The following is a 24,341-nucleotide window of genomic DNA, read 5'->3' as shown; positions in this document are numbered from 1 at the left end:
TTGATAAAAAAAGGGGATATAAGTTAGCATTCACAAAAAAAGGGGATATGAAAATGATTAATGTTACAGTATGGAACGAAAATCGTCATGAACAGAAAAATCCGGTTGTAAGAGAAATTTACTCTGAAGGCATTCACGGTGCCATCGCTTCTTTCTTAGAAGAAGGAGGATTTCGTACGCACACAGCAACATTAGACGAAGTAGAACACGGGTTGACTGAAGAAGTATTAAATCAAACGGATGTTTTAGTATGGTGGGGTCACTTAGCGCATGACGAAGTAAAAGATGACATCGTTGAGAAAGTAAAGCAGCGCGTGCTAGACGGTATGGGGCTTATTGTCTTACACTCGGGTCACTTTTCCAAGATCTTTAAAACGTTAATGGGCACAAGCTGCGACTTAAAATGGCGTGAAGCAGATGAAAAAGAGCGCTTGTGGGTAGTAGAACCGAGCCATCCGATTGTGGAAGGTATTGGTGAATTTATCGAGCTTGAGCGTGAAGAAATGTACGGAGAGCACTTTGATATTCCAGCACCCGATGAACTGATTTTCACGAGCTGGTTTGAAGGCGGAGAAATTTTCAGAAGCGGCTGCACGTACAAACGCGGAAACGGAAAAGTATTTTATTTCAGACCTGGACATGAAACATATCCAACATACCATAACAAAGACATTCAGCGTGTCATTATGAATGCTATTAAATGGGCGAAGCCAGCAGAGAGAAAACGTCCTGTTTACGGCAATGCGCAACCGCTTGAATCAATCGCTGTTAAAAACTAATGAATAATGCTTAAGCAAAGGGGATAGGAAAGATGGCAAAAGTAAAAATTGGCGTTATTGGGTGCGGAAGCATTGCGCAACACCGTCACTTACCAGAATATAAGATGAATGAACAAGTAGAATTAGTAGCCGTTTGCGATATAAACACAGAACGTGCAAACAGCGTAGCACAGCAGTACGGTGTAAAAGCGTACACAAACTATGAAGAACTTTTAGCAAGCGGTACAGTGGAAGCAGTGAGCGTATGTACGCCCAATTATCTTCATGCGCCTATTTCGGTTGCAGCGTTAAACAGCGGAGTTCATGTTCTGTGTGAAAAGCCGATGGCAACATCAGAAGAAGAAGCGAAAGCGATGATTGAAGCAGCAAAAACAAACGGTAAAAAACTAATGATCGGACATAATCAGCGCTTTGTAGCTTCTCATCAAAAAGCTCGTGAACTTATTGAAAAAGGGGAAATCGGTAAAATTTATAGTTTCCGTACGGCTTTTGGCCACGGTGGTCCTGAAGGCTGGAGCGTGGACGGAAAAGAAAGCTGGTTCTTCAAAAAAGACGAAGCGTTTATTGGTGCTATGGGGGATTTAGGCGTTCATAAAACCGATATGCTCCGCTACATATTAAATGAAGAAATTGTAGAAGTCGGTGCATTCGTGGAAAGCAATGCAAAAGACTTTGCAAATGTAGACGACAATGCTGTGTGCGTATTAAAAACGGAAAGCGGGATTATCGGGACGCTTGCGGCAAGCTGGGCTTACAATGGAAAAGAAGATAACTCCACGATTGTTTACGGCGAGAAAGGGATTCTTCGTTTAGAGGACGATCCGACGTATTCATTAGTTGCACAATATGCAACGGGTGAAGTGGTGAACTATGAATTAGGAAAAATCCAGTCGAACGATGAAGGCGGACAAAGTAATTCTCACGTCATTGAACAATTTGTAGATGCAGTTGCAGAAGATAAAGAATCTCCGGTTCCTGGTGAAGAAGGATTAAAATCACTTGCTGTTATTTTAGCAGCTTTAAAATCAAGTCAAACGAAACAAATTACGCGCGTGTAAGAGGTGAAAAACGTGAGAATTGGCATAATCGGAGCAGGAGGGATTGCTGTAAGCAGGCATATCCCAGCATTCAAACAACTGGGTGATGAATGTGTGATTTGGGGGCTTAGCGATATTAATAGTGAAAGAGCCACAGAGGTAGCCAATGAACATAATATCCCTCACGTATTTGTTGATTACAAAGATATGTTTAAAGAAGTGGATGCTGTATGTATTTGTACACCGAATAAATTTCACGCCGAGTTTGCAGTAGAAGCGCTAAAAGCAGGCGTTCACGTTCTATGTGAAAAGCCGATGGCGATGTCTAAAGAGCAAGGTGAAGAAATGCTTGCTGCTGCTAGAGAATCAGGTAAGCAGTTAGCGATTGCGTATCACTACCGATTCATGAAAGAAGCGCAGGCTGCGAAAAAAATGATGACAGAGGTAGGGCGTCCATTAGTTGCACGTGTCAGAGCAATGCGTCGCCGTAAGGTTCCCGGTTGGGGAGTATTTACGAACAAAGATCTTCAAGGAGGAGGCAGCTTAATTGATTACGGCTGCCATTTGCTTGATTTAACGCTTTGGCTAATGGGAAACCCAAAGCATACTGAAGTACTGGGAAGTACATATAATGACCTGAGTAAAACGCCTAACCAATTAAATCAATGGGGAGCATTTGATCATGAAACATTCGGTGTGGATGATCATGTAACGGCCTATATTAAATTTGAAAATGGAGCTTCGCTTCTTTTAGAAACTTCTTGGGCTGCTAATATCGAAGATGATGAAGAGCACGTAAGCATATCAGGGGTAGAGGGCGGTTTAAGCGTGTTTCCGTTTGAACTATACACGTCCAAAAACGGTATGCTCATGAACAGTACGTCACCTTGGATAGATGGAGAAGATGATTACAGCTTAAGTCAGGCTAAAAATTTCGTTGAAGCGTGTAAAGGAAATGCTGAATTAGTAGTAAAGCCACAAGAAGCGCTTCAAGTCTCAGCTATTATTGATGAAATATATCGCACAGGGGGAAATTAAAATGAAACTTGGAGTATTCACGGTCTTATTTGCGGATCTTTCTTTTGAAGAGATGTTAGATAAAGTAAAATCAGCAGGTCTTCATACTGTTGAAATCGGAACGGGAGGCTATCCGGGAAACAGCCATTGTCCGCTAGATGAGCTGCTTGAAGATGAAGAAAAAAGAGAAGCATATATGAAGCAGATAAAAGACCGCGGACTTACAATCAGCGCATTTAGCTGCCACGGCAATCCTATTTCACCTGAGGCAAGTTTTGCAAAAGAATCTGACGAAACGCTTCGCAAGACCATCCAACTAGCATCATTAGTAGATGTTCCAGTGGTTAACTGCTTTTCTGGAACAGCAGGAGATCACGAAGAAGCGAAGTACCCAAACTGGCCTGTTACTCCTTGGCCTAACGAGTATGGAGACGTATTGAATTGGCAGTGGGAAAATAAGCTTGTTCCTTATTGGAAAGAAATTGGAGAACTAGCGGATGAGCATAACGTAAAAATTGGTTTAGAACTTCACGGTGGATTTTTAGTTCATACTCCGTATACGCTCCTAAAGCTTCGCGAAAAAACAAGTCCAGCGATTGGCGCTAACCTTGATCCAAGTCATTTATGGTGGCAAGGAATTGATCCGGTAGGAGCTATTAAAATTTTAGCAAAAGAAAATGCGATTCATCATTTCCATGCAAAGGATACGTACTTGGACCAGGATAATATTAACATGTATGGACTGACGGATATGCAGCCATACGGAGAAGTCCAAACGCGTGCATGGACGTTTAGATCCGTAGGATGCGGACATGATGTAAAAGAGTGGTCTGATATGATGAGTGCCCTTCGCACATACGGATACGATTATGTAGTCAGCATTGAGCATGAAGATCCAATCATGTCGATTGAAGAAGGATTTAAACGCGCGGTTACAAACTTACAAAGTGTATTAATTGAAGAAACTCCCTCACAAATGTGGTGGGCGTAAGCAAAAAGAAGCATCTCTAAAAAGAGGTGCTTCTTTTATTTTCGTTGATAAATTATTTGCCTTTTGTTCACCTGAATTTCGATACAAACGGGTGATTGGTAACCCAAAAGCGCCAAGGGTAATCCTTCGCTTCACCAGAATTATCAATGCCAACGCGAGGTCCGGCGGAAATCGCTGAAGGAGTGAAGCCACGAGCAATATAAAGAGGAGGGGTGGTTAAATCATGACCGTACAAATCCATTGAAACCCCTAGTGCTTTTGTTAGTTTCCCAGGACCGTTTGTCCAATTTATTTCATTTTCCATCCCTCGACGTCTAGTTTTCATCAAATCTTTTCCGCTAAATGGCTCAATAGCTCGAATGAGGACGCCTTCTGGACAATCGATGTCGCTGCTTACAACATTGAGTAAACAATGTGTATGCATTGTATGCGTATAGGCATGACCAGGAGGACCGAACATTACCTCTGTTCTTTTTGTGCGCCGGTTATTAAAGCTATGAGCTGCTCGGTCGAAAGGCCCTTTATAAGCCTCTGTTTCCACAATAAAACCAGATGCAGCTCCTTCTGCCGTTTCGTGAACAAGAAGACATCCTAACAGCGACTGGGCTAGTTCAAGCGTAGGCTGTTGATAAAACGAAAGAGGAAGTGGTTCAATCGCTAAAAGAGAACGCGTCATTTGCTGTAGTCCATCCTTTCAAAGCAAAGTCATTCACGCTGTTATTGCGCATCTTTTATTATGATGTTTTCTTTTTTATTTTGCAAAGGGAGGGACTGATTCATACAGTAGTCTTTCTTACCCACGTTCAAGTATTTATCATGATTCAACTTACTCTATGAAATTATTTTAAAGAAGGGTTTCGTTTTGCACGTGTAGGGGGAATATTTTACTACAATACTTTGCTTTTGTTGCTGGTATGATATACACAGTTCATCCATATTTTACATGCTTTTAGTTTTTAAAAATAGTGATCCGTCTTTTCTTTATTTTCGTTCTACACATGAAAGCAAAATAAAAAGATTGAATTGTAGAAAGCTCTTTATAAATGGAGATAAAGAAAAAATATCCTTCAAAGAGTATTTAAGGGATTTTAGAACATATTAAAAATAAAATTTATACACTGTGAGGAATAGCTATGAACATCCACTTTGATACATTAACGAATTTATCAATTAAACATATTTTTGGGCCTGCATCTCAAACAATCACCCATCTCACATATCATTCAAAACAAGTTCACGACGGATCCGTATTTTTTAGTATAAAAGGTGAAAATGAAGATGGACATCAATATATTAAAGAAGCTATAGCTAGAGGAGCCGTAGCAGTCTTTGGGACAAGCATCGAGGAGCTTCGTCTTTTGAGCACTCAGTATTCTCACTGTACGTTTTTAGCTGTTGACGACGTTCGCAAAGTAATGGCGTCTTTTTCTAAAATGTATTTTGATTATACGGATGAAAAAATTGAGACAATTGGCGTTACAGGTACAAATGGCAAAACAACCGTAGCAGCTTACGTAAGGTCGCTTTTAACTCTTTTAAAATTGCCAACAGGATCGATTGGAACGACCGGCATTTGGTCATCAAAGCAGAAGTTAGTTTATAAAAAGAGTACGCCTACAACACCTGAGTCGGTAGACTTGCATAAAATTTTTTATGATTTGTATACAAGAGGTGATGAAGCGGCAGTGATGGAAGTATCTTCGATTGCGATTGATCAGCAGCGAGTAGAAAATATTTATTTTGATGTAGCCATTCATACAAACTTATCGGAAGAACATTTAGAGTATCATAAAACGTTTGAGCACTATAAAAAATGTAAGATGAAATTATTTCAACAGGCCAAACATGCCGTTATTAATATAGATGATCAGGACATGGGCAAAGACTTAAGCAGGGTATTTGAAGGACCTAAAGTCACGTATAGTTTATTAAATAACAAGGAGGCAACTCTGCAAGCAACAAACATCACCGTCAAAGAAGGAGGCTCTTTCTTTGATTTACTTTATAAAGGACAGTCATACAAAGTAGCAGTGCCTGTATATGGTGATTACAACATTGCTAACGTGCTAGCGGCCATTGGTACAGCTGTTCACTTTGAATACCACATTGAAGATATTATTAGCGTACTTCCTCAATTGGAAAGTCCAGAAGGGCGATTTCAGGTGATAGAAGGTCCTAATAACCAAAAAGTGATTTTAGACTATGCCCATACGCCCGTTGCCCTTACGCGTTTGGTAGAAGAAGTAAAAAAGATGGAGTATAACCAGCTGATTGTCATGATTGCAGGGATCGGCATTCGAGATTTTAATAAAATGCCTAAAATGGCGCGTACCATTGAAGGAAAAGCTGATGAAATTATCGTAACGGTTGATCACCCAGGTTATCATGATCCCAACGTAATTGTAGATCAAGTGATGACAGGTTTTTCGAATCCGAGCGCAAGCAATATTCACCGCGCCCCTACTCGAACAGAAGGAGTATTAAAGTCGCTTTCTTTGGGAAAGGCGAATGATATTATTTTACTTACAAGCGGCTGTATTAACGGCGCTCAGCTTGTAAAAGGAAACGAAATTCCGCATTCAGATGAAGACATTATTGCCTCTTATTATGCATCGTTAAGCAATATTTCCTGATATTCTTCTTCATTTATTGAACGAACGTGGAGAAATTGAAACATCATACGAAAGAAGGTCTCTTACTGTTTTTAGAGACCTTCTTTTTGCATCAAAACTATAGGCTGTTTTCGCGCTGTGTTTTTGGTTCTTCAATTTTTAAATCATGTTCTTTAGCCAGCTTTTTAATAGCTGCATTGTAATCGCGTATACCTTTTCGTGCTTCATCAAGCATAGCGTTTGCCTCAGCAATAAGGTTGCGGTCCTGCTTTTCCAAAGCACTGACAATTTTAATAAAAGCATTATACTGGGTATTGGCAGCCTTTATATAGCCTTCATGAACCTTTCGAAGATCGTCGGTTTCTACATCGATGTTTTCCAGTTCGTCAACAAATTTACGATAGGTAGGAATGACTTCACTCGTCATCGTATCGTACATAACAGCGTCACTTGTGTAGTTAGCGCCTGTAACGGAATCGTATGCGTCAATCGCCTCTTTTTCAAGCTGAGCGGCTTTCTTTAAATCTTGATTGTTATAATCGATTAAATCATCTTGAACAGGATCACTAAAGCAGGCGGATAATAAAAACAAAAGAGGGACAAGACAAAATAAAACTTTCTTCAACGAATTTCACCTCCGTTTAACAATGTATGAAACATCTGCTTGGCAAAGTCTGTTTTAATAACTGGAGAAAAAGAAGGGAGTGTATAAAAGGATTTTTAAAGGTCGACAGTGAATGTATTCATAAGTCGGTTTGTAGTTGACCACCCTTTAGTAGCAGGAAGGAAGAGAAGATGATTAAAATAAAAAGAGACCACTTAACGAACAATGAAGTTATTGAACTAGTAAGTTCTCACCTCCAAGGAATGAACTTACATTCCCCCCCTGAAAGTATTCATGCTCTAGATATTGAAAGTTTAAAACAACGTCATATTACGTTTTGGAGCGTGTGGGAAGGAAGTCAGCTAGCAGGGTGCGGAGCTGTAAAAGAGTTAGATGAGCACCACGGAGAAATTAAATCGATGCGAACAGCTACCGCTCATTTGCGGAAAGGAATTGCTAGAGAGCTGCTGCAGTACATAATAAATGAAGCGCAAAAACGAGGGTATCGACGCTTAAGCTTAGAAACAGGATCCGCACCCGCTTTTGAACCGGCTAGAAAGCTATACGCCAGTTTTGGATTTTACGAGTGCGAACCGTTTTCTACCTACAAAGAAGATCCATACAGTGTGTTTATGACAAAGAAATTGAATGAGTAAAAGACAGGAAAGAAGGCGCAGATGATTTGTTTATTTGTATGCAAACTGTGCGGGCAAGCAGCGGTCATCTATCCTGTTAGCAAGTAAGCTTTTTAGGCAAAGCCTTTTTAGGAGGCTTTGTTTTGGTCATGATTCATATAAAAAGGTATAAACTAGGTTTTCTCACTAGACAAAAAGGTTTTTCCTATGTAGTATAGGTGTCAGATAATACAAAACGAATGTTCAGTATAAATAATAAATGTACGGGGCGGTGGAAATAGCTTGAATAAAAAAAAGCTTCAAAGTGAACAAACCAAAAGAAAAGTAGCAGATGCCGCTAAAGCATTGTTTTCTCAAAAAGGCTATAAAGCTACATCTATTGAGGAAATTGTAGAAGCTACGGGAAGCAGTAAAGGGAATATTTATTATCACTTTAAAAGTAAAGAAGGGCTTTTTCTTTATTTAATAGACGAATGGGATCTTGAGTGGGAACGAAACTGGAAAGAAAGAGAGTCTCTTTACAAAACAACAAGAGATAAGCTTTTTGGAATAGCGGAGCAAATCATTTTAGATGATTTGAATCATCCTCTTACGAAAGCTGCCGATGAGTTTTTTAACAACGAGGAAAAGGGCAGCGACATCGAAGAGCGAATTGATGAGATGGTGAAACGACACGTGGAGTTTAACCGGGAACTTTTGCAACAGGGCATCGATGAAGGCGAGTTTTCTCATAAAAATGCAGAGCAACTTGCAGTAATTTTAGAAGGGTTGTTTGTTGGAATGAGCCGCATGTCTCGAAAAACGAGTACGGAAAATGCCCTGCAGCTTTACCATTCAGCAATCGATGTATTTTTAAACGGAATTATAGCAAGGTCTTCTTAAATAAGCGGGGATGCTTATTGCGGCAATGAGTAATCCCTCATTATTTTGTATTTTTATAGACCGAACGTTCAGTATTTTTGTAATCAGGAGGTTTATATGTCATTATTGTTAAGAAATCGAGCGGCGATTTTGCTGCTCATGCTAAATATTTTTATTATCTTTACGGGAATCGGTCTCGTTATTCCAATTATGCCAACCTATATGACGGAGCTTCATATCAACGGCAGCGTGATGGGGCTTTTAGTAGCGGTGTTTTCACTAACTCAATTTCTGTTTTCGCCTTTAGCGGGGCGATTATCAGATTCGTTAGGGAGAAAGAAAATTATTGTAGCGGGAATGATTGTTTTTGCCCTGTCTGAATGGTTCTTTGGTTCAGTGAGTACACCTCTTTTATTATTTGTATCCAGAATGCTAGGCGGGGTCGGGGCTGCGCTTATTATGCCTGCTGTTATGGCCTATACAGCGGACGTGACGTCTGCTAAAGAACGCGCTAAAGGAATGGGCTATGTGACGGCAGCGATTACAACAGGATTTATTATCGGGCCCGGTATTGGAGGCTTTTTAGCTGAATACGGCATGCGCGTGCCATTTTACATGGCCGCAGTAGCAGGAGGCTTGGCTGCAGTGATTACGCTTTTTGTTTTGCCGGAGTCTCGTCCTGTACAAGGTCATGCTGTTTCAAACAATGAGAATCCAAAAGAAGATCGGCTGCTACTGCAGCTTATGAATTCCTACAAAGAACCTTATTTTTTAAGTTTAATTATCGTTTTTGTGACATCGTTTGGATTATCCAATTATGAAACGATCTTTTCACTATTTGTTGATCATAAATTTAGCTTTACGCCAAAAGATATTGCGTTTGTTATTACGTTTGGCTCTATTGCAGGGGCTGTTGTGCAGGTTACGATTTTTGGCTGGATTTTAAATAAATTCGGTGAAAAAAGAGTGATTTCGTTTTGCTTGATGATGACGGGACTTTTTATTTTACTTACACTATTTGTGCACACGTACTGGCTTATTATTGTTGTGACATTTATCGTCTTTTTAGCAACAGATATTTTACGTCCGGCAATCAGCACGCAAATGTCGATGATGGCACAAGACGACCAAGGGTATGTAGCCGGACTAAATTCTGCTTATACAAGTCTTGGTAATATTATTGGACCCGTTGTAGCAGGCTTTCTTTTTGATATAAACATTAATTACCCGTACGTATCAGCTGCACTTGTACTTCTGCTTTGTTTTCTTTTATCTTTAAGAGCAGGGAAGGACCGAAAAACAGCTGTGAGAAATCAAGCGATTCAAGAGAAATGATAGAATTTTTAGGGGATAGAAGACCTCCAGTAGTTTACTGGAGGTCTTTTAATGATGCTTTTAGTAAAGCTGTAAGATTTACAACACCACTCAGCCTATAACGAAGATTTATTTTATGGGCAAAACAGTGAAATGGTTGCAAATAAAAAAAGTTAATAGTAAACTTTAAACGTAGTAATAAATAGTATGGGAGCTTGCGCGGGGCAGGCTGAGAGTACAGGGGCGCCTGTTGACCATTTGAACCTGTTGGATAATGCCAGCGCAGGGAATGTGAGTACATACCAAAGCACTTTGCGCATGCAAGGTGCTTTTTTGTCTTTTTTTTGCAGTGTTAAAACTAAATGAAAAGAGTGAGAGAACATGGATATTAGTAAAATTTCAGCTCAATTAGAAAAAGTAAGAGATACAAGTCCGCTTGTTCATAATATTACGAATGTTGTGGTAACCAATTTTACAGCAAATGGACTGCTTGCCATAGGAGCGTCACCTGTTATGGCTTATGCGAAGGAAGAAGTGGCTGATATGGCTCGAATCGCCGGAGCGCTTGTCTTAAATATGGGTACACTGACGGCTCAAGAAGTAGAAGCGATGAGAATAGCAGGAAAATCAGCAAATGAAAATGGCGTGCCGGTTATTTTCGATCCTGTAGGAGCCGGAGCGACACCGTTTCGTACAGAAGTGGCACGTCAGCTTGTAGAAGAATTAAATATTGCCGTTATTCGCGGTAACGCTGCTGAAGTTGCGAATGTAGTAGGCGAGTCATGGCTCATTAAAGGCGTTGATTCATTAGAAGGGCAAGGAGACGTCATTGAACTTGCTGAGAAAGCAGCGAACAAATTAGATACAGTGATTGTTATTACGGGGAAACAAGATGTGATCACCGATGGAAACACAACGTATACAGTAGACAACGGTCACCCGTTATTTACGAAGGTGACGGGTACTGGATGTCTGCTGACATCAATTATAGGAGCTTTCGCGGCTGTAGAAAAAGAATATGTCGAGGCAAGCGTTGCTGCTTTAAGTTTTTACGGAGTGGCAGGTGAAATCGCCGCAGCGAAAAAAGGTGAAGAAGGGCCGGGGAGCTTTCAAATTGAGCTGTTAAATCAGCTTCATCTTTTATCTGGACAGGATATTGAATCATATGCAAGAGTACATCAACGTTAAAAGGAGCGGGAAAATGACAAACGAAGAAATTAAAAAGCTGCTGAAAGTTTATTTTATAATGGGCAGCAATAACTGTAAAAAAGATCCGAAAGAAGTATTAAAAGAAGCAATTGAAGGCGGCGTTACCGTGTTTCAATTTCGTGAAAAAGGCGAGGGTGCCTTAACAGGAGAAGCGAAATATCAGCTGGCGAAAGAACTTCAGCAAATTTGTCAGCAGCACAGCGTTCCTTTTGTTGTGAATGATGATCTTGACTTAGCGATCCGCTTACAAGCAGATGGCGTTCATATTGGACAAGAAGATGAAAAAGCTCATATTGTTCGAGAAAAAATAGGAAAAGGAATTGTGGGCGTCTCTGTTCATAATGTACAAGAGCTGCAGCAAGCGATAAAAGACGGGGCGGATTATGTAGGAATGGGACCTGTTTTTCCTACTTCTACAAAAAAAGACGCAAAAGCAGTGCAAGGTACAAAATTAATTGAAGAAGTGCGAAACCAGAATATTGACTTTCCAATTGTAGGAATCGGTGGCATCACGCCTGAAAATGCCAAACAAGTAGTAGAAGCAGGTGCAGATGGTGTTTCTATTATTACCGCGATTAGCTTAGCAGCGTCTCCAAAAGAAAAAGCAGCTCAATTGAAAGAAGCGGTAGGAAAATAAAAAAAGCGCACAGTGTGCGCTTTTTTATTATAGCTGAACGGTTTGAGGAGTTTCTTCGCCTTCATTCATAAAGCGAATTTCGTTTGGTGTAATTTCCAGAACAACATACTCAGGGTCATTTGGACCGTCAAACCATTCTTTCATGTGATCGTTCCATATACGTCCTTTTAATTGATCACCGGTACGAAGAACAGCTGTCCCGGATAATTCTAAGTATTGATCGCCATATCCTTCGCCGCTGTAGCCCAATAGTACGTGCACGTTTGGATTGGCTTCGATTTCTTCTGCCTTATGTGTATTGATATTTGTTGGTGTGTAAAGAGCGATACCATCTTCATCGCTGAAAAATGTCATATAGCGAGAGTGGGGTTTGTTGTTTACAACTGTGGCTAATGTTCCTACACGATTTCCTTCTAATACTTCATTTACTTTTTTAGCAATTTTTTGTTCATTCATTTTATCCATCTCCTTTATTACTTTTTATGTTCCTCAATCGAAGATAAATAAAACATATATGTCTAAAAAAAATATAAGTTAACAATAAAATAATTATGTAAACTAATAAATAAAAAAAGCTAGCTACAGCTAACTAAAAAATAAGCCCGCACTGCCGTAACCCTAAGTGTCTTAAATACCCAGATCTACTAGGTGGGTGCCCTCATAGCCGGGTTTAGCGTCCCAAGAAGGGCGTGCTATCTGCAGCTAAATTTTGAGCTCCCTTTTAACACTCAAAGGTTTAAGACAACATGAGTATACGCACAGCGCAGGTATGTATAACAAATGTAAATAAAATGCCGATATATAAATGTTTTCTAATTAATCAACTTTCATCGTACAAGAAATGATTATAACGGAATAATGAATGGAACGCAAGACTTTTATTTAAAGTTTTTCTTCTCTAACATCTTGGCGGTTATGCCGTAACAAAATAAAAAAAGAGCCCGCAACTGGAATGAAACATAAGAGAAGGTAAGGCCGGGATGCTATCTTTTCTTTTGTCATAACGGAATAAGAAAGCCACGTTAAAACAAAAAAATCAGCGGTCATCACGCTAACAAGCTGTGACTGCATAAAAGCATCTTCATAAGCTCTTATTGAACCTATGGATAGTCCGTATACGTAACCAGCAATCGTGAGTGCTAAGCATAGTCCAATCCATAGACGAGAAGAAATGATGGCAATGAAACGTGAAGGAATACGCGAACGTGTTCGAACTTTTTGCCCTTTCCAATGATAATAGAACAAAAGAGAAAAAGCTCCAAGCGCAAATGATAGGAGAGAAAATGGCCATCCAGGCAGTTTGTACGTATCTTTTTTACAAATCATTACCATGAACAATACTGGGAAAAGTCCTAAAAAAGAGAATACCATAACTACGAGCGGATCTACCTGTTGAAAATTTCCTGTGACAAGGTTTTTAAACAGCATATCATCAGCGGCGCTTGCTCCCGGAGCTAGCAGAAAGGCGTATAGTACAAGCATAGTCCATACAATGATGTACATATTCTCAACTCCTTTTAATTGTTTTAGTATAAAAAAACCATTTCAGCATATTTCCCCGTTTTGTGATGAAGGGAAACGCTTGAAACTCTTCTTTAATTAGGTGTAATATTACACTAAAGACATGTGCGTGTATAGAAAGAAAGGGCTGTAAAAATGGATAAACAAGAAGTGATTAAATCCGTATCGGATAAAATACGATTAATTCGTTTAGAAAGAAACTATTCACAAGACAGAATGGCTGAAGTTATTGGTATTTCAAAAAAAACATTGGTTCAAATTGAAAAAGGGCGCACGGAAGCAGGGTGGACGACCACTGTTGCAGTATGCGGTTTGTTTCGTGACAGTGAAATCCTTCAATCGGTTTTAGGAGACGTCCCCTTAGAAGTAGTAGAAATCATTGCTCATAACGGCGTATCTTCTCCAAAAGATAAAACGCTCGGAGGAAGAGTATGGTGGAAAGAGATTCAAAAAGAAGGTTCTTTTCGTCTGCAGCAAAATATGATTAGTCAGCACTATCGTATTTTAGATGACCAAGACTATCGATGGTTTAGTTCATTTGATAAAAGCGAAGCTGTAGAAAGGTTTGAAGAATTAACGAAGAAATAAAAACAAGCACTTGTTTTCAAGTGCTTGTTACTGATTCATTAACGTGCCGGATGAAGGGCGGTTGAACCAATTCCATAGCTCTACATCCCCAAGTGACGCGTAGGTGATAGACGGATCATTTTTTAATTTCAGCAGCTTTTTGGTAGGTCCTGTAATCACAACGCCGTACACACCGACTCCATGTTTCTTTACATAAGAATATCGCTGCTTTAGCAACAAATCGGAATGGTCTAGCTGACGAACTTTTTGGACTGTTTCTTCATTATCGGCTAATAGTTTCATCATATTTAAAACGTTCGACTTGCTAGTAGAGTGCGTTTGATTTCCTTTGTGCTCGTAAGGCAAGTCTAAAAACTCTGGAAAACCAAATGTTGATGTTAAGTCAATTAAGGGCTCATCTTTTGTGCTTGTTTTTTGTTCGTTCCCTGTATTAAGCGCGTACCAAGAGGTAGAAAAATCACGGCTGTCGATGGCATTCATTTTTTGCTGAACTTCTTTTAGCGAATACGTGTTATCAAAAGAAATAGCCACTTCGCTTACCGTTCCTTTTGGTAGGTTTTCTAATGCATTCCATGTTTCATTCGTCCATTCCTTATACTCTTTTGCATGCAGCTTTAGTTTTTTTGGATCAGGATAGACAAAGGAAAGGTTAAGGTCGTATTTACCGCCGGAAAATTCTTTTTCTACACCGCTCGTTTTATCAAACAGCTGATGAAATGTAAACGTCCCAATGGCCTGCTCTTCACGTCCAATTTGCTTATAAGCTTCCATTTGCGACTGCATTCGGAAAAAGGACTGTGTATCAGAAGTGGTTTCACGTATATGAACGTTCGGAAAAGCAGATTCGATAGCTGCTTGATTGACGCTGTTTATGTATTCGGTTTTTGATTGATGATAATATACAATGGATAAAAAGCTGCCAATCATCCATAGCAGAACGACAGAGCTAATGACAGTTGTCACATTTGAAAGGCGCTGCTTCCATTTAGCCATATAAATGGACTTTTTCACTTTTTTATTATCCAACATTGTATCGTCATTTAGTGAAGTAGTTGATGTAGTTGGCGATAACGGTTCATCTTCAGTTAGCAAGTGCTCTAAATGAGCTGAGCATGCTTCACAATTTTCCGTATGTTGTTCAAGTGTTTCTGCTTCTTTGTCTGTCAAAGTGCCGTTTTTATATTTTTCCCATTGATGCTTCATATCTTGACAGCTCATCCGTCCTCTTCCTTTCTTTTTTTCAATTGTTGACGACCACGATACAAGTCCATTTTCACTTTTGACAGAGTAAAGCCAGTCATTTCTGCAATCTCTTCATATGTGAAGCCATGATAATCTCGTAACAGTACAATATTCTGCTTAGCCGGAGGCAAAGCAGATACATCAGAAAGCCAGCCGTCGATTTCACTTTGAATCATCACTTGTTCTTCAGCACTTGGCTGAGGAGTAAAGTGCCATTCTTCTATTTCGACAGTAGGGCGTTTTTTTTCTTTTCGATACCAGTCAATAAAGGCGTGATAAGCAATTTTGAACAGCCAAGGCTTTACTTCCTCGCCTTTATACGTTTCTAAGTGTAGAAGTGCCCGGTAAAAGGTCTCCTGCATTAAATCTTCCGCTGATTCTTTTCTGCGAGTAAGAGAGAGAAGATAGCGCAGCAAATCATGCATGTGCTGTTTATAAATGTGTTCAAAGTTATGCTGTTGTGCCATTTTCTCCCCCTTTCATTTAATCAACGCAATTTGTGGATAAAAGTTTCGGTTTTTTTATCAAAAATCGTATGTAATAGATAAAAGATGCTTAAAATACGATATATAGCTTATCATACTAAAAAGAAAATCATATGAAATTCGACATAATTCCGTGTAATTTGTCATTTTTTTAAAAAACTAAAGGGTAATTGGTGTTCGAAGGAAACAGAAAATGTTATGATAGAACAAGGATGTGCTCTTACAAAAAACAGCAACATACATAATAAAAAATACAGCGTTTGTTTGCAGAATGAAATTGGACAAACACATGGTGTTTAACCATGGATGTTTGTGGGAAAATAAACTAAGTATTTTCAACAAAAAGTAAATTAAATTGTGTTTTCACTTATAAAAAACACGGTAAATTGGAAAAGGTGGGGTCATGATGGACGTAGAAAATACACAAGGTACAGAAGAACAAGCACCTAAAGTCAAGGCAGCTAAAGTTGGCGATACGATTCAGCCTAAAAAAGGCGACTATAAAGGATTTAAAGGAATTGTTATGGTAGTGCGAGACAATTCGGTTATCGTAGATTTTGGAAAAGATGCTGAAACGGGCGAATCCATGAAAACAGTCGTTAATCATAAAAACTATAAAATCGTAAAAAAGTAGGTGAATAACCTACTTTTTTTTACTGAATATATGTTTAAAGACGGCGATTTTTCTACCGGAAACTTTAGAGAAACGCATAGGTAAAGCAATTCTTTGAGAAGAAGAATGTTTTTTAGTAAACTATAGAAAGTATGTAGAAAGAAAGGATTTTTTGTTATGTCAATTCAATTATCACAATTATCATTACCAAAAGAGGTTCTTTCGCTTTTAGCGAATCGTAAATATGAAAATCTGTCTCATGCTGATCAGCTATTAATCGGAAAAGGCGGCTATACAGCAGAAGAAGCAGATATTTTAGAAGATGCCATTATTGCCTTATCACTAGGGAAAAACGTACTTTTAAAAGGGCCAACAGGTTCAGGTAAAACAAAGCTTGCTGAAACGCTGTCGCATTTATTTTCTCAGCCGATGCATAGCGTTAACTGCTCGGTTGATTTAGATGCAGAAGCGCTGCTTGGCTTTAAAACAATTTCTGAACAAGAAGGGAAAACAGGTATCGAGTTTGTAGAAGGACCTGTTATTCAGGCAATGAAAAAAGGCCATTTATTATATATTGATGAAATTAACATGGCGAAACCTGAAACGCTTCCTATTTTAAACGGGGTACTTGACTACCGGAAAATGATTACAAACCCATTCACTGGAGATGTAGTGCGCGGTCAGCAAACATTCGGCGTAGTAGCGGCTATTAACGAAGGGTATGTTGGGACTGTTCCATTAAACGAAGCGTTAAAAAATCGTTTTGTTGTTATTGAAGTGCCATATATTCAAGGGAGCAGCTTAAACCAAGTTCTAATGTCTCAGTCTCAGTTAAAAGACGAAAAATTAATTGATAAATTTGTCACGCTCTCTGCAGATTTAATTACTCAAGTTCAAAGCGGCCATGTATCAGAAGAAGCTGCGTCTATTCGTGCGCTTATTGATACGTGTGATTTAGCTCTTTATATGCCGCCTCTTCGCGCGATTAAACGCGGTATTATTGAAAAGCTAGAAGATGAAAGGGAAAAAGCCGCCATTCAAAATATTGCTGAAACATTATTTGAGTAAGGAGTGGCGCTATGCGATTTATTAAATTTAACGACAAAAATGTAGATTCCTTTCTCTATATGGAGCTGGCAGATTTAACGAAAACATTAACAAAAAATGATGAAATTGAAGTAGAGTATCGCGTTTCATCTTATTATGATCCTGTACACGGCATTATTTATCTCAGTCACTTTTGGGATAACCGTCCAGAAGAAGACAAAGTGTACGGCTTAAAAAGTGATGTATTTTTAAGAAGTATTGGAAGCTATAAGCATTCAAACTTCAAAGAAATTAATGCATATTTAAAGAAAATAAATAAAACGTCGGTACCTAGCTTAGCTAAGCAGCTGTTTATGCTGTTTGAAGATATTCGTTTAGAAGAAGTATGCAAACGCGAACGTCCTGGAACGAAAAAAGCCTTCGCCGTCAGAAGGCAGCTCTATAGAAAATATTTTGCCACACAAATGAGCGCAAATTTAACAAAAAGCGTGTACACGGATGCACTTTTTAACGGCATTTACTTGCTATTAACGGCTGAAAATCCGTTTGAAGAAATTCCTTCAATGAGTGAATCGATTAACTTAGCGATGCCTTTTATTCGCAGACAGCTAACAAATGTATATGAAGCGAAAACAACAAAAGACGTATCGCGCATCTGCCTTGAACTCGTAGATGTTTTTGATGATATTATCGAAAAAGATATGCTTAATACTTATTTCTTCTTGGCTGAACTTCAGTATGATCAGTTAGAAGAAGGGTTAACATTTGAAGATTTAAAACGCAAAGATTCATTAGTGAACGATGATATTTTAGAGCATGAAAAAGACGGAGATGAAGACATTCACGAAGAGAAAATGGAAATGTGGCATCGAGAGACAAGTGAAGCGACGCAAAGTTTTCTGCAGTTTGATATGGATCAAGGTTCAAAAACAGATATGTTAGGCGATGGGGTTCGTGAAGGCGACGATGGAGATCAAGCAATGGGCATGGTGCAAGGATCTTCTCAAAAAACATCCCGGAACGATTACTCTCAAATCGAAGCCATGGAGCAAACGCATCCGGAAAAAGACGGGGAAGCGGATTATGAGTATGGGAAAGAAAATAAGCATGCCTATGCTGTTTTTGTAGATTCTAAACTTCCAAGCGACGATCACGTTGTTCAGTATGATGAGAATAAAAAAATCATTGCATCGTATCAAAAAAAATTAAAGCAAATGATTGAAAAAACGCTTGAACATAAAAAAACGCTACCTAGAAGCGAGCTGCACTTTGGCCGATTAAATAAAAAACTTCTAAAACTATGGACGGATGATAATCCTCGTTTGTTTTATAAAAAAGATGAAGATTCTGCCCAAATTGATGCTGTGTTTTCTCTTCTAGTTGACTGTTCGGCATCGATGTACGACAAAATGGATGAAACGAAGCTCGGGATTACGCTATTTCATGAAGCGTTAAAGTCTGTTATGGTGCCTCATCAAATTGTTGGATTTTGGGAAGATACAAATGATGCTACTGAAACAAGCCAGCCTAACTACCTGCAGACGGTGATGGACTTTCAAGCATCATTAAAGCGTAAAAGCGGTCCTGAAATTATGCAGCTTGAGCCTGAAGAAGACAACCGTGATGGATTTGCCATTCGCCATATGACACGTCGCTTGCTTCAGCGTTCTGAGCAGCAAAAGTTTTTACTTGTGTTTTCAGACGGTGAACCAGCCGCTATGGGATATGAACAAAATGGTATTGTAGATACGCACGAAGCGGTATTAGAAGCACGCAAGCACGGAATTGAAGTCATCAACGTCTTTTTATCCAACGGGGAAATTGATGAAGGACAGAAGAAAACCATTCAAAATATGTATGGCAAATATAGTATTCTAGTACCAAACATCGAAGAACTTCCCGATGTGCTATTTCCTTTACTCAAGAAATTACTTCATAAAAGTATTTAAAAAAAGTCGAAGCATATTGCTTCGACTTTTTTTGCTATTGACCGTTAATGCGGAGGGAGGTAAGTTAAATATATATAAAAAAGAGAGAAGGAATGGTAAGTGGAAGGAGTTCAAACTTCATCTAAAAGAGCGTGGGGGCTGCTGCTTGTAATCATTGGTGCTACGATGTGGGGAGTGTCTGGCACGGTAGCTCAATATTTATTTCAGCATAAGAGTTTTAACGCAGAGTGGCTGGTCGTCGTTCGTATGTTAATATCTGGATTTCTGCTTTTGGCAATAGCCTCTAAGCAGCGCAATATTTTTGCAATTTGGAAAACAAAAGAAGAGAGGACTTCGCTGCTTTTGTTTGGTGTAATCGGTATGCTCGGCGTGCAGTATACATATTTTGCAGCTATTGAAGCAGGAAACGCTGCTACAGCTACAGTGCTTCAATATACGTCGCCAATATTTATTATTGGCTATTTAGCCGTGCAAGCAAGAAAGTGGCCGGTGAAAGTAGAAATGATTTCTGTTGCGCTCGTCATAACGGGGACATTTTTTCTTGCAACAAGCGGAAATTTTAACGATCTGTCTATTACAGGATGGGGGTTGTTTTGGGGGATCGGGGCAGCTGTGACGTCTGCTTTTTATACGCTTCAGCCTAAACGTCTTCTTGCAAAATGGAGCTCAGTTGAAGTAGTAGGCTGGGGAATGGTAATAGGCGGCGTAAGTTTTTCATTTATTCATCCGCCGTGGCATATAGCCGGTGAGTGGTCGCTATTGTCGCTGTGTGCGGTGCTATTTGTGATTATCTTTGGAACGCTCATTGCCTTTTATTGCTACTTGGAAAGTTTAAAGCACATTAGCGCTTCAGAAGCCATTGTTCTTGCGTCAGCAGAGCCTTTGTCAGCAGCGGCGCTCTCTGTTCTATGGCTTCATGTGACTTTTGGGTGGACGGAGTGGCTAGGTACAATTCTTATTATCGCTACGGTATTTTTGCTTTCTCAGCGAAAGCCAGAGGTGACATCATAAGTAAAAAGGACTTTCATTTGAAAGTCCTTTTTATTTTTATAGAGGTTTTAGCGTAAACGTGTTTGTATACGAGCGGTTGGCGTATAGTGTGTAATCAGGATGTGTTTTAGCTCCCCAGCTGTCGTCTCCGCCAACGCCCATTTGCTTGTAGTTAACCCGCACGGTTATGGAATCGCTTAACGGCAATTTGTGAAAATGATCGTAAGCCTCCAGTTCAAAAGGTGAGTAAGGTAAAGCATTCAGCTCGACTGTTGGCAAACCTTTTAGTAAAAAGCCGCGTCCTTGATCGTTTGTAATAGTTGCCCATCTAACGTCCGTTTTGTTTCCGCATTCTTGAGGGCGTAAATACGGTGTAACTTGCTCTTTTACACTGCCTTTATGAAGGCCAAGCTTAGCGCCAGTTTTACGATCCCAATAATTTTCATGAGGGCCTCTGCCGTACCATGTTAAAGAATCAAAAGCCGCATCCATCGTAAACAGCATCCCAATTTCAGGAATTTCAGGCATTGCCTCAGAAGGTGCTAAAGATTGTTCAATCTTCATTTCACCATCGTTATATAGCGTATACGTTACATAGCAAGAAGCAAGAGAGATGTCTAAAGCTAGCTCAACCGAAATGATAACAAAGTCAATTTGCGGTTGAACACTTACTTTTTTCACGTGCTGCTCTAAACTTACTTGACGCCATGTTTGAGATCTTTCATGCAATTTATTGCCGAGGTCATTATCGGTGACTGCCCGCCAAAAGTTCGGACGGAAACCCGATGCAAGCAGCTCGGTATGCTCATAGTTGTAAGAGATAAACTGCCCTTTTTGCTTGTCAAAAATAGCCGTGAAGTTAGTTCCTGTAACCGTCAGCGTTTGTTCGTTTTGGTCAACTGATAAAGCAGGATAAACAGCTTTTACTGAAGGTACAGCGGTTTTGGCAGGCAGTACAAACTGTTCGTACGCCACTTCATATCCAGCTGAAGCCCAGGCTGTATCTTTGGATAATCTGATAGAAAGAGTTAAAACAAATTCATCAGTTTCGTTTTCTTGCTCGTAAAGAGGATAAGAAAGCGTCAGTTCGTCTGTACTATCAGGAGCTACATTTAAAAGAGACGCATGCTTTTCAACGAGTTCACCGTTTTTTTCAACAGTCCAAACAAAATCATAGGCGTTCAAGTTTGTAAACAGGTGTTTGTTTTGAACGGCAAATTTTCCTTTAGAAGCGTCTACTGCTGTCCACTTTACAGGCTGATAGCATTTTTTTACTTCTGCAATTTTCGGGCTAGCTGTCCCATCAGCAAAGATTAAGCCGTTTCCGCAGAAGTTGCCGTCGTTAGGCGTATCACCAAAATCTCCGCCGTAAGCTAAGTAAGAAGTACCGTCTACTGCTGTTGTTTGAAGAGCTTGATCTTTCCAGTCCCATATAAAACCGCCTTGCAAGATTGGATATTGATCGAACAGCTCCCAGTATTTGTATAGATTTCCGCAAGAATTACCCATCGCATGACTGTATTCACACAGAATATAAGGTTTTTTCGGATTCATTAAAGCATAGCGCTCTACATCTGCTGGCTTAATGTACATCGTGCTTTCTATATCAGAAGCATCATAGTCGCGGTGATGGAAGATTCCTTCATAATGAACAAGTCTCGTGGAATCTTTCTCTTTAAAAAAAGTATACATATGCTGAAAGTTTTCTCCGCCAAATGATTCATTGCCAAGCGACCAAATAATGATAGAAGAGTGGTTTTTGTCACGTTCGTACATCGAACGACAGCGATCTAGTACGTTTTCTTTCCATTCTGGCTTGCTTCCTGGAACGGCTTTTTGTTCGCCTTCTTGTAAATAAGTCCACGTTCCGTGCGTTTCTAAATTGGTTTCATCAATCACGTACAGTCCGTATTCATCACACAGCTCATACCATACTGAATCGTTAGGGTAATGGGATGTACGCACCGCGTTAATATTATGCTGTTTCATCAGCAAAATATCGTGAATCATGTCTTCGCGTGTGATGCCTGCACGGCCTTTTACTGAATCAAATTCGTGGCGATTTACTCCTCGAAGTACAATACGCTTGCCGTTGATTGTCATAAGGCCATTCTTTAGTTCAAACGTACGAAAGCCGACTTTACAGCTTTCCGTTTCGATAATAGAACCAGCAGCATTCTTTAAGCTGAGTACAAGGTTATACAAATTAGGACTTTCTGCGCTCCATTTTGCAGGGCTTTTAATGTGTGTACGTAAGGACGCTGTATATTGATCGCTCACACTTACATTTGTTTGCAGCGGAGCTTGTAGTACTTCATGGCCATTCGCGTCATACAGCATGACTTCAAATGTTAGATCTTGAGTATCGTGCTGAAAGTAATTTAAAATATCAGCTGAAACGCTAAGTTCACCATCTTCGTAGTTGTTATCAAGCGACGAACGAACGCTAAAGTCATAGATGTGAACCGGTGGAGTAGAGTACAGATACACATCTCGGAAGATGCCGCTCATTCGCCAAAAATCTTGGTCTTCAAGCCAGCTTGCGTCACTCCAGCGGTATACTTCTACTGCTATCGTATTTTCACCATCTTGAAGATAAGAAGTTATATCAAATTCAGCTGGAGTAAAGCTGTCTTCGCTGTATCCAACAAACTCACCGTTAACCCAGACGTAAAAAGCAGATTCGACGCCTTGGAAGCTGACGTACACCGGCTGATTTTCCCATTCTGATTTAGGTGTAAAAGTACGGACGTACTGACCGACAGGGTTATATTTAGTCGGTGCAAAAGGAGGTTCGAGGTTTTCGTTTTCAACCCAAGGGTATGTCACGTTTGTATATTGAGGATAGTCATATCCTTGCAGCTGCCAGTGTGAAGGAACTGAAATAGAGTCCCATTTCTTATATGAAAATTCAGGAGCGAAAAAGTTTTTGACGCGGCCATCCGCATTTTCAGCAAAATGAAAGTACCAGCTTCCATTTAAGCTTTGGTAGTAAACAGAAGATTTTCTATCATTTTTTAAGGCCTCTTCGACCGTTTGATAAGGCATTAGTAAAGCGTGTGCTTTCGAACGGTTCAATTGAAAAATTTCAGGGTTGTTATTCCATTCAGGGTATCCGTTTGCAGGTGCTGTATAATTAAATTTTTTGCCGGTTTTTAACATGTCGATCCCTCATTTCTAGATTACTAGGTTATTAGTTTATATGAAAATGATAACGTTTTCTGAAAACCTTATCAATCTAATTATTTTCATGATAATATAACTATATTCACATAAAAAGGAGGAAGTAATGTGGACCGTATGTACTTTCCGGCTCTTTCAGATGAAGATATGAAACTGCCATTCTATGCTACAAGCGCTGGAAGCTGGAGACATCAAACGCATATTAAACGTCAGGGAGAGTTTCCTGATTATCAATGGATTCAATGTATAAAAGGAAGAGGCGAGCTTCGTGTAAATGACGAGGTTTATATTATAAAAGAAAATGAAGGGATGTTTCTGACGCCGCATGTTCCGCACGAATACTACCCCATTACGAGCGAATGGCAAGTATGCTGGGTTTCTTTTAATGGAAGTGTAATTGATGATATCATGCTTTCTCTTCAATTTATTAATTCCGGAAAAATCGTCCTTACACATGCTGAAAGCCTTTATAGGATGCTGCAAGAGATAATGAATTTGTTAGAAGAAAATCATACCTCTAGCACCATGAAGTGCTCTGAACTACTATATAGCGTCATTTTGAAACTTCGCCAAGACAGCGTATATATAGAAAGCAAAAGTCGCCTGCAGCAAATTACTCAGCTAAACCCAGTCCTTCGCTATATTGAGGAATATTATCATCAGCCGTTAACGCTAGAAGTACTGGCGAAGCAGCTCAACGTAACAGAGCAGTATACGTGTTTGCTTTTTCAACAATCTCTTGGTATCCGGCCGTTTGAATACGTAACGCGCGTCCGAATTCAAAAAGCAAAGAAACTGCTGCTTAAAAACAACCAAATCTCTGTACAAGATATAGCAAGACAAGTAGGGTATGAACATCCAAGCTATTTTATCAAGCGCTTCAAAGAACAAGAAAACGTGACTCCAACTGTTTTTCGGAAAATGTATTTTTCATAAGTTACATACATTGGGTTTTATCTAGGTTATAAGAAATGATGTGGATGCTAGTTATTTCGTATGAGTTTTAAAAAAAGAATTTAAATGTAGT

23 protein-coding genes, 1 other RNA gene and 1 riboswitch are annotated in these 24,341 nt (G+C 39.5%); of the genes, 16 read left to right on the top strand and 8 right to left on the bottom strand.

The genetic code is table 11. The annotated features are described in order from the left end of the window. Nucleotides 1–53 precede the first annotated feature (53 nt). From SCI76_RS03635 to SCI76_RS03620, 4 genes are read left to right on the top strand one after another with little or no spacing between them, the layout of a single operon-like run. A complete protein-coding gene (locus SCI76_RS03635; RefSeq protein ID WP_028413517.1) occupies nucleotides 54–779 on the top strand; it encodes a ThuA domain-containing protein in 726 nt (241 codons plus the stop codon). A gap of 32 nt (nucleotides 780–811) precedes the next feature. Next, the gene (locus tag SCI76_RS03630) at nucleotides 812–1,837 is read left to right on the top strand and encodes a Gfo/Idh/MocA family protein (RefSeq protein WP_033578851.1); all 1,026 of its coding nucleotides are present in this window, start codon (nucleotides 812–814) and stop codon (nucleotides 1,835–1,837) included. Between the two features lie 12 nt (nucleotides 1,838–1,849). Next, the gene (locus tag SCI76_RS03625) at nucleotides 1,850–2,854 is read left to right on the top strand and encodes a Gfo/Idh/MocA family protein (protein ID WP_033578852.1); all 1,005 of its coding nucleotides are present in this window, start codon (nucleotides 1,850–1,852) and stop codon (nucleotides 2,852–2,854) included. 1 nt (nucleotide 2,855) lies between these two features. Beyond that, entirely contained in the window at nucleotides 2,856–3,824 is a 969-nt protein-coding gene (locus tag SCI76_RS03620) for a sugar phosphate isomerase/epimerase (RefSeq protein WP_328179542.1), read from the top strand. Between the two features lie 67 nt (nucleotides 3,825–3,891). On the opposite strand, the gene SCI76_RS03615 is transcribed toward SCI76_RS03620, so the two are convergent. Continuing rightward, nucleotides 3,892–4,500: a DNA-3-methyladenine glycosylase gene (locus tag SCI76_RS03615; RefSeq protein ID WP_028413513.1), complete on the bottom strand. Its 609-nt coding sequence runs from the start codon at nucleotides 4,498–4,500 to the stop codon at nucleotides 3,892–3,894. Nucleotides 4,501–4,957: 457 nt separating this feature from the next. Here SCI76_RS03615 and SCI76_RS03610 point away from each other — a divergent pair, with 457 nt between their 5' ends. Beyond that, nucleotides 4,958–6,457 carry a UDP-N-acetylmuramoyl-L-alanyl-D-glutamate--2,6-diaminopimelate ligase gene (locus SCI76_RS03610; RefSeq protein WP_048021149.1) on the top strand — a complete coding sequence of 500 codons (1,500 nt, stop codon included), beginning with the start codon at nucleotides 4,958–4,960 and terminating at the stop codon, nucleotides 6,455–6,457. Between the two features lie 97 nt (nucleotides 6,458–6,554). On the opposite strand, the gene SCI76_RS03605 is transcribed toward SCI76_RS03610, so the two are convergent. Continuing rightward, a complete protein-coding gene (locus tag SCI76_RS03605; protein WP_328179543.1) occupies nucleotides 6,555–7,061 on the bottom strand; it encodes a hypothetical protein in 507 nt (168 codons plus the stop codon). Between the two features lie 173 nt (nucleotides 7,062–7,234). Here SCI76_RS03605 and SCI76_RS03600 point away from each other — a divergent pair, with 173 nt between their 5' ends. The 5 genes from SCI76_RS03600 (at nucleotide 7,235) to thiE (ending at nucleotide 11,696) form a co-directional block, all read left to right on the top strand. After that, nucleotides 7,235–7,696 carry a GNAT family N-acetyltransferase gene (locus tag SCI76_RS03600; RefSeq protein ID WP_223546665.1) on the top strand — a complete coding sequence of 154 codons (462 nt, stop codon included), beginning with the start codon at nucleotides 7,235–7,237 and terminating at the stop codon, nucleotides 7,694–7,696. 261 nt (nucleotides 7,697–7,957) lie between these two features. Next, complete coding sequence (locus tag SCI76_RS03595; RefSeq protein ID WP_028413510.1) at nucleotides 7,958–8,557, top strand: TetR/AcrR family transcriptional regulator; 600 nt, start codon at nucleotides 7,958–7,960, stop codon at nucleotides 8,555–8,557. Nucleotides 8,558–8,653: 96 nt separating this feature from the next. Beyond that, complete coding sequence (locus tag SCI76_RS03590) at nucleotides 8,654–9,871, top strand: MFS transporter (protein ID WP_028413509.1); 1,218 nt, start codon at nucleotides 8,654–8,656, stop codon at nucleotides 9,869–9,871. Between the two features lie 176 nt (nucleotides 9,872–10,047). Further along, nucleotides 10,048–10,156: riboswitch (TPP riboswitch) on the top strand. Between the two features lie 75 nt (nucleotides 10,157–10,231). Continuing rightward, the gene (gene thiM, locus SCI76_RS03585) at nucleotides 10,232–11,038 is read left to right on the top strand and encodes a hydroxyethylthiazole kinase (protein ID WP_048021146.1); all 807 of its coding nucleotides are present in this window, start codon (nucleotides 10,232–10,234) and stop codon (nucleotides 11,036–11,038) included. A 13-nt stretch (nucleotides 11,039–11,051) separates the two neighbouring features. Continuing rightward, on the top strand, nucleotides 11,052–11,696 hold the full coding sequence (gene thiE / locus SCI76_RS03580; RefSeq protein ID WP_047751064.1) for a thiamine phosphate synthase: 645 nt from the start codon (nucleotides 11,052–11,054) through the stop codon (nucleotides 11,694–11,696). Nucleotides 11,697–11,723: 27 nt separating this feature from the next. On the opposite strand, the gene SCI76_RS03575 is transcribed toward thiE, so the two are convergent. The 3 genes from SCI76_RS03575 to SCI76_RS03565 all read right to left on the bottom strand — a co-directional run bounded on the left by SCI76_RS03575 (nucleotide 11,724) and on the right by SCI76_RS03565 (nucleotide 13,199). Next, nucleotides 11,724–12,152: a pyridoxamine 5'-phosphate oxidase family protein gene (locus SCI76_RS03575; protein ID WP_013082985.1), complete on the bottom strand. Its 429-nt coding sequence runs from the start codon at nucleotides 12,150–12,152 to the stop codon at nucleotides 11,724–11,726. A 139-nt stretch (nucleotides 12,153–12,291) separates the two neighbouring features. Continuing rightward, nucleotides 12,292–12,469: non-coding RNA, 6S RNA (gene ssrS / locus SCI76_RS03570), on the bottom strand. Nucleotides 12,470–12,578: 109 nt separating this feature from the next. Beyond that, a complete protein-coding gene (locus SCI76_RS03565) occupies nucleotides 12,579–13,199 on the bottom strand; it encodes a hypothetical protein (protein ID WP_063248085.1) in 621 nt (206 codons plus the stop codon). Between the two features lie 153 nt (nucleotides 13,200–13,352). Here SCI76_RS03565 and SCI76_RS03560 point away from each other — a divergent pair, with 153 nt between their 5' ends. Continuing rightward, nucleotides 13,353–13,805: a helix-turn-helix transcriptional regulator gene (locus SCI76_RS03560; RefSeq protein ID WP_033578859.1), complete on the top strand. Its 453-nt coding sequence runs from the start codon at nucleotides 13,353–13,355 to the stop codon at nucleotides 13,803–13,805. Nucleotides 13,806–13,832: 27 nt separating this feature from the next. On the opposite strand, the gene SCI76_RS03555 is transcribed toward SCI76_RS03560, so the two are convergent. Together SCI76_RS03555 and SCI76_RS03550 are read right to left on the bottom strand one after the other, a co-directional pair. Beyond that, entirely contained in the window at nucleotides 13,833–15,023 is a 1,191-nt protein-coding gene (locus SCI76_RS03555) for an anti-sigma factor (protein ID WP_257042488.1), read from the bottom strand. Further along, nucleotides 15,020–15,514, bottom strand: a complete 495-nt coding sequence (locus SCI76_RS03550; protein ID WP_013056868.1) for an RNA polymerase sigma factor — start codon at nucleotides 15,512–15,514, stop codon at nucleotides 15,020–15,022. Before SCI76_RS03550 ends, SCI76_RS03555 begins: the two co-directional genes overlap by 4 nt. A 421-nt stretch (nucleotides 15,515–15,935) precedes the next feature. Between SCI76_RS03550 and SCI76_RS03545 the strand changes: the two genes are divergently transcribed. From SCI76_RS03545 to SCI76_RS03530, 4 genes are all read left to right on the top strand, one after another. Beyond that, entirely contained in the window at nucleotides 15,936–16,166 is a 231-nt protein-coding gene (locus SCI76_RS03545; RefSeq protein WP_013056869.1) for a YkvS family protein, read from the top strand. A gap of 156 nt (nucleotides 16,167–16,322) precedes the next feature. Further along, nucleotides 16,323–17,213 carry a MoxR family ATPase gene (locus SCI76_RS03540; RefSeq protein WP_328179544.1) on the top strand — a complete coding sequence of 297 codons (891 nt, stop codon included), beginning with the start codon at nucleotides 16,323–16,325 and terminating at the stop codon, nucleotides 17,211–17,213. 11 nt (nucleotides 17,214–17,224) lie between these two features. Continuing rightward, nucleotides 17,225–19,141 carry a nitric oxide reductase activation protein NorD gene (locus tag SCI76_RS03535; RefSeq protein WP_028413502.1) on the top strand — a complete coding sequence of 639 codons (1,917 nt, stop codon included), beginning with the start codon at nucleotides 17,225–17,227 and terminating at the stop codon, nucleotides 19,139–19,141. Between the two features lie 99 nt (nucleotides 19,142–19,240). Further along, complete coding sequence (locus SCI76_RS03530; protein WP_328179545.1) at nucleotides 19,241–20,152, top strand: EamA family transporter; 912 nt, start codon at nucleotides 19,241–19,243, stop codon at nucleotides 20,150–20,152. 36 nt (nucleotides 20,153–20,188) lie between these two features. Here SCI76_RS03530 and SCI76_RS03525 read toward each other — a convergent pair whose 3' ends face one another. Continuing rightward, nucleotides 20,189–23,293 (bottom strand): glycoside hydrolase family 2 TIM barrel-domain containing protein, encoded by a 3,105-nt coding sequence (locus SCI76_RS03525; RefSeq protein WP_328179546.1) that lies wholly within the window; start codon nucleotides 23,291–23,293, stop codon nucleotides 20,189–20,191. A 138-nt stretch (nucleotides 23,294–23,431) separates the two neighbouring features. Between SCI76_RS03525 and SCI76_RS03520 the strand changes: the two genes are divergently transcribed. Then, a complete protein-coding gene (locus tag SCI76_RS03520) occupies nucleotides 23,432–24,250 on the top strand; it encodes an AraC family transcriptional regulator (RefSeq protein ID WP_231099247.1) in 819 nt (272 codons plus the stop codon). Nucleotides 24,251–24,341: the final 91 nt, after the last annotated feature.

This window comes from Priestia sp. HNGD-A6, from assembly GCF_045784335.1.
GTDB classification, from domain to species: Bacteria; Bacillota; Bacilli; order Bacillales; family Bacillaceae_H; genus Priestia; species Priestia zanthoxyli.
The sequence above is the reverse complement of the archived record's forward strand: the minus strand, read 5'-3'. Positions and strand labels throughout refer to the sequence as shown.